Source organism: Anabaena sp. UHCC 0253 (assembly GCF_009712085.1).
Lineage (GTDB): Bacteria > Cyanobacteriota > Cyanobacteriia > Cyanobacteriales > Nostocaceae > Dolichospermum.
The window spans coordinates 150,885-160,921 of record NZ_VILD01000009.1 but is presented as its reverse complement, the minus strand read 5'-3'; the positions used below and the strand labels follow the sequence as shown (position 1 = coordinate 160,921).

Sequence of the window (10,037 nt, the reverse complement as noted above, 5' to 3'; positions counted from 1 at the left end):
AATTCTTGCAGAATGATTTGTTCTTGTTCTGTTAGTTCCCTATCAAAAGCTAATATATCTTTGTAGGGTCCAGATTTAATCACTTTAAAGGAAACACCAATTTTTTCCAGTAGCACTTCTATGTTGTTTCCCCGCAAAATCACACCAATACTACCTGTAATCGTGCCTGGGTTCGCCATAATATGCTCTGCACCCATACCAATATAAACGCCACCAGAGGCGGAAATATTGCCGAAGCTGGCGACAATCTTGGTTTTCTTGCCCAATCTCTTCAGGGCGCTATATATTTCTTGGGAATCTCCCACAGTACCCCCAGGACTATCAATGCGTAGCAGTAAAGCGGGAAATTTACTTTCTTCTACGGTTTTTAGGGCTTCTAGGACGTGCTTACGGGTTGCACCAGCGATCGCACCGCTAACTTCAATCCGCGCAATTTGTTTACGAAAGTTGGGCTTAAAGGGCCAAATCATGAGCAGTTAAATAACTTTTGAATATTCTGAATATATTTAATTTGACACTCTCTTGCCACAGCGTCAGCGGTGATCATCAATTCTCGTTTCCCAGAAACTGTAGTCAGAAGTCGTAGGGGCGAAGCATTCGGAAAATAATCTTGGGAAAAAACCGATAATTTATCGCCTGAATGCTGATGCTTCCAGCACGCTCCGCGAACGCCCGTACAAAAGTCAGGAGTAAAACCCTGTGAGGGAAGGAGTTTTCATTGATGTCCTCACTACATTGGCGGTTTTTATAAGTCCCAAAAAAAAGCTTAAGGAAATTTTTAGATTTTATATGTAGTTTTATTTGGTATTTTTAAGGAACAAGAAGCAAGTATTGAAAAATATTAGCTTATACGAAACAAATATCCATACAATAGCATTGTATTATATTGCTACAACACAGAAGAATAAAATATTAACAGAAATAACAAAATAGAAATCTCCAGCACAGAGCCTAGCTTTTAGCAAAGATATCAATTATTTATTTTGTCATTGCGTAGTTCATCAGAGCAACTTGAGAGCAGTGGTGACTTTCAAGAATCAGTCCGCAGAATTTGATGGCGGTAATGAGCATAGACATCAAATAGCGCCCCGACAAATCCACAAGTTAGACTAATGATCAATAGACCATTAAGGGAACTTCCACTACCAAAAGTGGCCAGAAAATGTAGAATCGGCATAGAGAGATCCGAAATTATCCCTTGTAGCCCTGGAATGTAGCCAAAAAGGGATAAAACCAACAAAATCCCACCAACAAGGAAGACAGGGGCAATAAAACTAAAAATGGTGGTAAGGACTAGAGATCGCAAAAAATTACTAAAAATAGTCATTGTTAGACCTGGTTAATGGGTAACTCAAGTAATAGCCAAAAATTTATCTGCTACTTTCTACAATACTGGCGATCGCTCTTAAACATCCATTTCGTCAAGAATCTTAAGTTTTCATTAAATTACACTGGTAATAGTTATCCCCAGACAATGGGATTTTTTTTATGTTCAATATCCAGAAAACCCTGAGATAATTAGGATTTACACCTCAGTGTGTAGTTTAGCTATAAGTAGCAGCACTGTAAAACCTAGCTTAATTTTATGAGACTAGTCGTAAACTAAGTTAATGTTTAAAGCAAAAGAAAAATATGCTATGAGCATATAAGCTATTAATACAAAAGGTATGGAAACTGCTTCTATGGACCCTAAACGGGTTTTATTTTTACACCCTAACTTTCCCGCTCAATTCCGGCATTTAGCTACAGCTTTAGCCCAAAATAGTAATTATCAAGTTGTATTTGGTACTAATCGTCAGGAAGGAACAATCCCCGGTGTATTTAAGGCTATTTATGAACCTTCCCGTCAAGCTACTGCACCAACTCATCATTATGTCCGCAATTTAGAAAATGCAGTTCTCACAGGACAAGCTATATATAGGATGGCAGAACAACTGAAAGCACAGGGTTTTGTCCCAGACATAGTTTATGGTCATTCCGGTTGGGGTCCAACATTATTTATCAAAGAAATTTTCCCCAAAGCCGAATTATTGTGTTTCTTTGAATGGTTTTATCATGCTCGTGGATCTGATGCCGATTTTGACCCCAGCGAACCCCTCAGTGCAGATGATCAATGTCGGATTCGTGTAAAAAATGCGCCAATTTTGTTAGATCTATCCAGTTGTGATAGCGGACTTGCTCCTACTCACTGGCAGCGTCAACAATTTCCTCTAGAATATCATAGTAAAATTACTGTATGTCATGATGGTATTGATACTAATTTTTTTAAACCCAATCCAGGAGCTAAATTAGTTTTACCCCGTATTCATCTTGACCTTTCCCACATAGAAGAATTAGTAACTTATGTAGGCAGGGGGATGGAACCTTATCGGGGTTTTCCCCAGTTTATGGAAGCAGTAGCATTAATTCAACAACGAAGACCTCACGCTCATGTTGTAGTTGTGGGAGAAGATAGAGTAGCTTATGGGAAAACTCTCCCCGATGGCAAAAGTTATAAACAGTTAATGTTAGAAAAATTAGATTTGGATTTATCTAGATTGCACTTTACTGGTAGATTGCCTTACGATGAATATCTGCAAGTATTACAAGCTTCCTCAGCCCATATTTATTTAACCCGTCCCTTTGTTTTATCCTGGTCAATGTTAGAAGCAATGGCCGCTGGATGTTTGTTAGTAGCGTCTAATACTCCCCCTGTCTTAGAGGTAATTAAAGATGGGAAAAATGGACTGCTAGTAGATTTCTTTTCTCCCCAGGAAATTGCCCAAAGAGTAGATGAAGCCTTAGATAATGCCAAAGATATGCTCTCTATTCGGATAAAAGCGAGAAAAACAATTATTCAGAATTATAATTTAGAAATCCTTTTACCACAACATTTAAATTGGTTATTGGGTAATAAAACTGCCGTTATATCTCATGGATTTTCAAAGTAATTTAATTGACCAGCGCAGTCAAAGAAAATTAAACCTATTAGCTATACTGACCGAAGCGATCGCTTCTTGGTAGAATTTAGGTATGCACCATAACCCATTTTATAAATCAATACCCTTAGTGTTAAAAATAAATCATTGTAGGGGAATAGCAATGCTATGCCCTTAGCAGGTTTAAATATTTATTTTTGTCAATGTTGATTCTATTCCCAACTACCAGTAAGTAACCAATGAGCAAATCCAGTTTCGGAACATGGAGTCAGCGATTGCTGGCCGCAATTTTTTTAGGTGGACAAGCCTTAGTTCACCTTCTCAAAGGTAAAATTCATCGCCGCAATACCATAGAACAACTAGTCATGGTAGGACCAGACTCCCTCTTTATTGCTTTATTAACAGCTATATTCGTGGGTGCAGTATTTACAATTCAGGTAGCACGGGAATTTATAAACTTTGGAGCAGGAAACCTCGTTGGTGGAGTTTTAGCAGTAGCATTAACTAGAGAACTGACACCTGTATTAACAGCAGTAATTTTAGCAGGACGGGTAGGCTCGGCTTTTGCAGCGGAAATTGGCACAATGAAAGTTACAGAACAAATAGATGCTCTATTAATTCTCAAAACAGATCCTATTGATTATCTAGTCATTCCTCGTCTGTTGGCTTGCTTCATCATGCTGCCTATCTTAACTTTGCTATCTTTAATAACAGGAATGTCTGGAGGATTGCTCATAGCTACCAATATTTACAACCTTTCAGATACAGTATTTCTAGACTCAGCGCGTAACTTTCTCGATATATGGGATATTTGCAGCGCCATGATTAAAGCCTGTTGTTTTGGTGTATTAATCGCCATTATTGGTTGTAGTTGGGGCTTAACCACTACTGGAGGTGCTAAAGGTGTGGGACAATCTACTACAACTGCTGTTGTCACTGCTTTATTAGTTATATTTGTTAGCAACTTCTTTTTATCTTGGTTGATGTTTCAGGGAACTGGTAGTGGATTAGCAAATTAATACACTCCAGACGGAAGCCACGGAAATTCTTGGTTCAGCCAGTTCACTTAGACTTAACGATGATTTAGAAGTAATCAGTCCAGAAGCAATACAGAGTAATTAAGAATTATCCTCAGTAGGAGAAAAAATTATGACTAGTTCATTGACACCTAACACCACCTCAACAGTAGAACTAAAGCCAAGTTACAATATTCCTGTTGTATTAGTGCTTGTGGCTATTCCCATATTTTTGATACAACCTTGGGTAGGAGGAATATTCGCCCTACTTGGTTTATTTTTGATGTTGCAAGCTGTAACATTGCGGTTTCAGTTTACCCGTACCGATTTTGATCTTTACCGAGGAGAAAAGTTAATTAAACGTTTTCCTTACCAAGAATGGCAAAATTGGCGGATATTCTGGAATCGGGTTCCCATTTTGTTCTATTTTAAAGAAATTAACAGTATTCACTTTTTGCCAATTTTATTTGACCCTAAAACCTTAAAATCATGTTTAGAAGAACGTTGTCCACGAATTGATTAGAGTTTTGGAGCTATTCGATTGTATATTTTGTGAAAGATATTTTTGTATCATGGGAAATTTAGATTATTGTTTATGAACCCAGAGGAATCTCAAACTCCAGAATCAATAGATGAATGGTTGGAACAAATAGAAGTACAACCCCCTACAGATGAAATACCCGCAACCCCATCTGCTGATTTAAAATTAGAGGACGAAGTATCAACACAGGAATCCTCTTTGAATTCACCCATTATTGACACAACAACACCAGAATCTGAAGACTCACTAGATATACAAGCCGCGCAACGAATCACTCAGTTGCAGCAGATGGAAGCTGACATAAAAGCAGAAATTGCTCAATTGGAAATTACATATAAAACTCTTCAGAGACAAGTCACTGTAACTCAAACCGCACTCTCGCAAGTTGTTCAAGAGTCATTATCGCAGTTAGAACAACGTAAACAAGCGTTACAAATCTCTGTAGAACAGTTAGAACGTCGTCAAGAAAGGGTTCGCAACGAAATGCGGACTACCTTTGCTGGGACATCTCAGGATTTAGCAATTCGGGTGCAGGGTTTCAAAGACTATCTTACAGGTAGTTTACAGGATTTGGCATCAGCAGCAGAACAACTGCAACTTATCCAACCTGCAAAAGAACGGGAAAAGCCAGCACCAAGAGAAGCAAAATCTGCTAAAGAGCAAATGGCTAATTCCACGCTATCAGAAATGCCCCAACTTGGCCAACAGCAGTTTCAGGATACTACTAAAAAAATCCGCCGCTTACTTGACCAATACCGCAACCAACCAGATTATTATGGACCACCTTGGCAGTTACGCCGTACCTTTGAACCAATTCACGCGGAAAGAGTCTCAAATTGGTTATTTACTTTAGGTGGAAGAGGTGCTTTGCGGACAATGGGTAGCCGCTTACAGAATATTTTAATTGCTTCATCAGCAATTTCGATTTTACATCAACTATATGGCGATCGCGTGCGAACTCTGATTTTAGCAAATACACCAGAACGTTTAGGTGAATGGCGACGGGGTTTACAAGATTGCTTAGGTATCGGCCGTCCTGATTTTGGACCCGACAGAGGAGTGATATTATTTGAAGCACCGACAGCTTTAGCCCAAAAAGCAGAGAGATTAGTGAAAGCTAATGAAATGCCTTTAATTATCATTGATGATTCTGAAGAAAAAATCAGTTTAGGTTTACTACAATTCCCTCTCTGGTTAGCTTTTGCCCCTGATCCAAAAACCATGAAAGATCGGGATTTTGACGATGATTTTTAATTGGTAATTTTTAATTGGTGACTTGCCCTGAGCGTAGCCGAAGGGTTGGTGATTGGCAAAACAACGGACAACGAACAACTGACAACTGACAACTGACAAATTTATGTTTATTTGGTTAACTTTGTGTGGAGTAGTTGTTTTATTAGCTTACCTCTTTGGTTCTTTCCCTACTGGATATCTGGCAGGTAAGCTATTAAAAGGAATTGATATTCGAGAAGTTGGTTCTGGTTCAACCGGTGCAACAAATGTTCTAAGAACTTTAGGAAAAGTCCCAGGGGCATTTGTATTATTAATTGATGCTTTGAAAGGAGCATTAGCAATAAATCTAGTTTATGCCTTATTTAATATTGCTGCTACTCAGAATTTAATTCCACCAACTGTAAACATCGAAATTTGGCAACCTTATTTAGCAACTCTAACGGGTTTAGCCGCCCTTTTAGGACATAGTAAATCAATCTTTCTCGGTTTCACTGGTGGTAAATCTGTTGCTACTGGTGTAGGACTTTTATTAGCACTAAGTTGGCAAGTTGGCTTATCAACAATAGGGGTTTTTGCTGTAGTAATTGCTATTTCCCGAATTGTATCTTTAAGTTCTATTGCTGGGGCTGTGGCTGTTTCTATTTTAATGGTAATTTTCCAGCAACCTTTAGCTTACATTCTTCTTGGTATTGCTGGAGGTTTATATGTAATTATCCGTCACCGCACTAATATCGAGCGATTAATTGCGGGTATAGAACCGAAAATTGGGCAGAAGGTAGAAGTGCAAATAGAAGAAACCGCTTAGAGGATGTTTTAAAAGTCCCTCATGGTGTATCAACTATTTTCTGAATCTCCTTCTAATTTTTCCTTCCGGACTGGGCGCAGTCCCCGCGCCCCTACCTCCTGATTCCCGTAAGGGCGAAGCATTCGGGCGATTAATTATCGGTTTTTTCCACGTAGGGGCGAAGCATTCGGACGATTAATTATCGGTTTTTTCCCAAGTTTATTTTCCGAATGCTGATGCTTCCAGCACGCTTCGCGAACGCCCTTACAGCGAATGCTGATGCTTCCAGCCCCCGTTAGGGATACACCCCTACGAAAAACCGCTATTCTTTGTGGTGATGAAAGTGAATGCCGATGAAAATATCATAGACAAACTCAAAAAAGTCCTTTTTCTGCAATAACCCGGAAGTTTGGGGACTACCCTTTTCATCTAATAATGGCTTCATTAAATAATAAGCAGGTTGGTAATTATACCAAGGAATCGAAGGCCATAGATGATGAATTAAATGGTAATTCTGCCCCAAAATCAGGATATTGAGAACCTTACCAGGATAGACGCGAGCATTTTTCCAGCGATTGCGTTCCACAAAAGGACGGTGGGGTAAATAATCAAAAAATAACCCCAAGGTGATTCCCACCAAAAAAGCGGGAATAAACCAAAAGTTCAGAATATAGCCCAAAAAATGGTACTGGATAGAGATATAAAAAATACTAATGACAATTAAGCGACTAATAAACCATTCTAGTAGTTCATAGTTGCGCCATAACCGCCGTTGAAAGAAAAATACTTCATGGTACAAAAACCTCACCGCAATCAGCCACAGAGGACCACCTGTAGAAACATAATGATCGGGGTCATCTTGAGGGTGATTAACATTGCCATGATGCTGTAAATGTACACGTGTAAATACTGGAAAAGCAAATGCCAAAAATAAGGCGCTACAATGGCCTAAAATAGCGTTAACAATTCGATTACGATGGGCAGACTGGTGAGAAGCATCATGAATCACTGTTCCTGAACAATGTAATGCCAGAGTATTGACACTAAAACACAACCAATGCGGCCATTCCCAAAGCCAATACCCAAAGTTAGACAAAACCAACATTATTACCACTACTAAAAACATCAGTAGTGTGGGGTTAAAATCACCAGGAGGTGATAAAAGTTCCTTGGGGGGAATTGTCAGCGGCTTTTGTGCCTCCGACGTGAGCATTATTAACTCCTTTAATAATCAATCTTTACAAATCATACTATTAATCTGAGTTAAGAGTAAAGTTATGTGAAGCAAGATTTATCTCTAGTCCTGCTGAAGAATCAATAAATGAGGCTATGATTTTTGGCTTAACGGGTGCTTAGACAAAAAAACTTTTCCTTGAGGAAGGTTGCGAATCAGATTAGTGTACGATATCAAATCTATACAATAATCACCTCTCTAACTGCTTATAACATTGATATAGTAGTAACTAAAAAAGAGAGTTCGTTTAATTCATACCTATTTGTAAAATGATGGCGATAAGCGGAAAAATGATTTGCTGATCTAGTCAGTCCTTCATGATCCAAAATCTAAAATCTCAAATGGGATGACAAAACATTTACGATTAATTCCCAGGTAGATCCAAAAAATCTTGAACCCAGCCCATGACGCAATTAAGAGATTCTCAGCGCCGAACTAAAATTGTTGCTACTATTGGACCTGCCACCAGCAGCCCAGAAATGCTAAAAGCGATTATTGAAGCAGGTGCAACAACCCTACGGCTAAACTTCTCCCACGGAACTCATGCTGACCATCAGCGAAGTATTCGGTTAATCCGGCAAACTGCTTTTGAACTCAATAGACCAGTAGCAATTCTGCAAGACTTACAGGGGCCAAAAATTCGCTTGGGACGGTTTGAAAATGGTTCTATAATATTGGCGAAAGGCGATCGCTTCACATTGACAAATCGCCCCATAGAAGGAACTCAGGATATAAGCTGCGTTACCTACGATTATTTAGCAGATGAAGTCCCCGTTGGTTCAAAAATTCTCCTCGATGATGGCAAAGTCGAAATGGTAGTGGAGGAAATTAACCACGAAAAAGGAGATTTACATTGTCGGGTTACAGTTCCTGGTAAACTTTCTAACAACAAAGGTGTTAACTTTCCGGGAGTTTACTTATCTATCAAAGCCATGACCGACAAAGACCGAGAGGATCTAATGTTCGGTTTAGATCAAGGTGTGGATTGGGTAGCACTTTCCTTTGTTCGCAATCCCCAGGATATGATCGAAATTAAAGAGCTAATTTCCAGTACCGGTAAAAATGTTCCTGTAGTTGCCAAAATCGAAAAGCACGAAGCAATTGAACAAATGGAAGCAGTTCTGTCTTTGTGTGACGGCGTAATGGTGGCTAGAGGTGACTTAGGGGTGGAACTACCAGCGGAAGACGTACCCATACTACAAAAACGGCTAATTGCTACAGCCAACCGCTTGGGTATTCCCATCATTACAGCTACACAAATGCTAGATAGCATGGTCAGTAACCCCCCGTCCCACCCGTGCGGAAGTATCTGATGTTGCCAACGCGATTTTAGACGGTACAGACGCGGTGATGCTTTCCAATGAAACCGCCGTTGGTAGTTTTCCGGTGGAAGCTGTAGCCACAATGGCCAGAATAGCCGAACGCATTGAACAGGAAGAAACCCTCAATACCAATTCCCGTCAGTCAAGAGATAACAGGCGTTCTATTCCCAATGCTATTAGCCAAGCTGTTGGTCAAATTGCTGAAAATTTAGGCGCAGCGGCAATTATGACTTTGACACAAACTGGGGCTACAGCCCGTAACGTTTCTAAGTTCCGTCCCAAAACGCCAATTTTAGCCATTACACCCCATGTGAACGTGGCGCGACAATTACAGATGGTATGGGGAGTTAGACCGCTCTTGGTGCTAGAACTACCATCCACTGGTCAAACATTCCAAGCCGCTATCAACGTTGCTCAAGAAAAAAATCTCCTCACTGAAGGTGATTTGGTCGTCATGACTGCTGGTACACTTCAGGGGGTTTCTGGGTCAACAGACTTGATTAAGGTAGAAGTAGTCACTGCTATACTTGGTCAGGGAATTGGACTAGGCCAAGGTTCTGTGAGTGGTCGTGCTAGGGTAATTCATAATGCTATGGATGCCAGTAATTTTAACTCTGGAGATATTTTAGTTGCATCCCGCACTGGTGTTGATTTTGTGGAAGCAATTCGCAAAGCCGGGGGGATTATTACTGAAGAGGAAAGCCTCACCAGTCACGCTGCTGTGATTGGTTTACGTCTTGGTGTACCTGTGATTGTGGGTGTGAAGGATGCAACACAAGTAATTAAAGATGGTGCGATTTTGACTTTGGATATGCAGCGAGGTTTAATTTATTCTGGTGCGGTGGGAACTTAAACAATTAAAAATTAACAATTAAAAAAGCAAATTACACCAGCTTTTTAGGAATTTTTAATTGTTTTTTGAATTTTCTCGTGATCAAATATAGCGGTATGTATTCGTAAGTAAACTACTGTGTATACACAAGTTGGAA

The 10,037-nt window shown here is 39.7% G+C and carries 7 protein-coding genes and 2 pseudogenes; 6 read left to right on the top strand and 3 right to left on the bottom strand.

Annotated features, from left to right (window positions below):
• Both sppA and FJR38_RS22220 read right to left on the bottom strand, forming a co-directional pair.
• Positions 1 to 470: pseudogene (gene sppA / locus FJR38_RS28745) on the bottom strand (signal peptide peptidase SppA); the annotation flags it as partial.
• A 560-nt stretch (positions 471 to 1,030) separates the two neighbouring features.
• Positions 1,031 to 1,327, bottom strand: coding sequence for a hypothetical protein (locus tag FJR38_RS22220; RefSeq protein WP_168492637.1), 297 nt, complete (start codon positions 1,325 to 1,327; stop codon positions 1,031 to 1,033).
• Between the two features lie 340 nt (positions 1,328 to 1,667).
• Between FJR38_RS22220 and FJR38_RS22215 the strand changes: the two genes are divergently transcribed.
• The 5 genes from FJR38_RS22215 (at position 1,668) to plsY (ending at position 6,513) form a co-directional block, all read left to right on the top strand.
• Positions 1,668 to 2,930, top strand: coding sequence for a glycosyltransferase family 4 protein (locus FJR38_RS22215; protein WP_254445209.1), 1,263 nt, complete (start codon positions 1,668 to 1,670; stop codon positions 2,928 to 2,930).
• Between the two features lie 227 nt (positions 2,931 to 3,157).
• Positions 3,158 to 3,937, top strand: coding sequence for an MlaE family lipid ABC transporter permease subunit (locus FJR38_RS22210; protein ID WP_168492639.1), 780 nt, complete (start codon positions 3,158 to 3,160; stop codon positions 3,935 to 3,937).
• A gap of 130 nt (positions 3,938 to 4,067) precedes the next feature.
• The gene (locus FJR38_RS22205) at positions 4,068 to 4,457 is read left to right on the top strand and encodes a DUF3119 family protein (protein WP_168539476.1); all 390 of its coding nucleotides are present in this window, start codon (positions 4,068 to 4,070) and stop codon (positions 4,455 to 4,457) included.
• A gap of 72 nt (positions 4,458 to 4,529) precedes the next feature.
• Positions 4,530 to 5,729, top strand: coding sequence for a DUF3086 domain-containing protein (locus FJR38_RS22200; protein ID WP_168492642.1), 1,200 nt, complete (start codon positions 4,530 to 4,532; stop codon positions 5,727 to 5,729).
• 103 nt (positions 5,730 to 5,832) lie between these two features.
• Positions 5,833 to 6,513 carry a glycerol-3-phosphate 1-O-acyltransferase PlsY gene (gene plsY / locus FJR38_RS22195; protein WP_168492644.1) on the top strand — a complete coding sequence of 227 codons (681 nt, stop codon included), beginning with the start codon at positions 5,833 to 5,835 and terminating at the stop codon, positions 6,511 to 6,513.
• A 301-nt stretch (positions 6,514 to 6,814) separates the two neighbouring features.
• Here plsY and crtR read toward each other — a convergent pair whose 3' ends face one another.
• Positions 6,815 to 7,705 (bottom strand): beta-carotene hydroxylase, encoded by an 891-nt coding sequence (crtR, locus tag FJR38_RS22190; RefSeq protein ID WP_168492646.1) that lies wholly within the window; start codon positions 7,703 to 7,705, stop codon positions 6,815 to 6,817.
• Positions 7,706 to 8,130: 425 nt separating this feature from the next.
• Between crtR and pyk the strand changes: the two are divergent.
• Positions 8,131 to 9,901: pseudogene (gene pyk, locus FJR38_RS22185) on the top strand (pyruvate kinase).
• Positions 9,902 to 10,037 lie beyond the last annotated feature (136 nt).

Bases quoted from the DNA above. Each gene is read 5' to 3' on its own strand.
- FJR38_RS22210 (WP_168492639.1), top strand. From the start codon at position 3,158: ATGAGCAAATCCAGTTTCGGAACATGGAGTCAGCGATTGCTGGCCGCA.
- FJR38_RS22220 (WP_168492637.1), bottom strand. From the start codon at position 1,327: ATGACTATTTTTAGTAATTTTTTGCGATCTCTAGTCCTTACCACCATT.
- crtR (WP_168492646.1), bottom strand. From the start codon at position 7,705: ATGCTCACGTCGGAGGCACAAAAGCCGCTGACAATTCCCCCCAAGGAA.
- plsY (WP_168492644.1), top strand. From the start codon at position 5,833: ATGTTTATTTGGTTAACTTTGTGTGGAGTAGTTGTTTTATTAGCTTAC.
- FJR38_RS22205 (WP_168539476.1), top strand. From the start codon at position 4,068: ATGACTAGTTCATTGACACCTAACACCACCTCAACAGTAGAACTAAAG.
- FJR38_RS22200 (WP_168492642.1), top strand. From the start codon at position 4,530: ATGAACCCAGAGGAATCTCAAACTCCAGAATCAATAGATGAATGGTTG.
- FJR38_RS22215 (WP_254445209.1), top strand. From the start codon at position 1,668: ATGGAAACTGCTTCTATGGACCCTAAACGGGTTTTATTTTTACACCCT.